Raw genomic sequence first — 418 nt, 5'->3', positions numbered from 1 at the left:
GGTCCGCGCCGAAGGCGCGGGCCAGTTTTTCCGCCCTTTCGGGGCGGAGGTTGGGTGGCGCGCCGCGCCCAAGGCGCGCGAAAGACGGGGGCGGTCACGTCACGGACGAGCCAAGCGTGGGCGTCGCGCAACCCGCCCGGAGGGCTACGTAGGGGGAGGGGGCGGCGCCAGAAGGGTGAGGTCCTCGGGGACGTCGATGTCGTACGGCGCGGCAACGTCACCGCATTCGACGAGCGTCAGCTCGTCCCCGTGCGCGCGAAGAAAATCACGCGCACCGCGATCCCCCGCCGCGCCCGCGGCCACCGCGGCCCAGTGTTCGCGGGCGAACAGGACAGGATGCCCCCGCTCGCCGCCGTACGCCGCGGCGACCAGCCCCGCCCCCGTACCCCCCGCCCGGTGGCGGGCGATCAGCCGGGCG

The 418-nt window shown here is 75.6% G+C and carries 1 protein-coding gene; it reads right to left on the bottom strand.

Annotation, left to right across the window (positions count from 1 at the left end):
* Positions 1-144 precede the first annotated feature (144 nt).
* A partial coding sequence (locus ACSNOD_RS31780) for an NTP transferase domain-containing protein (protein WP_436770525.1) occupies positions 145-418 on the bottom strand: 274 nt, incomplete at its 5' end.

It is taken from the genome of Streptomyces sp. URMC 123 (assembly GCF_051386515.1).
GTDB lineage: Bacteria > Actinomycetota > Actinomycetes > Streptomycetales > Streptomycetaceae > Streptomyces.
This window is presented reverse-complemented; position numbering and strand designations above follow the sequence as displayed.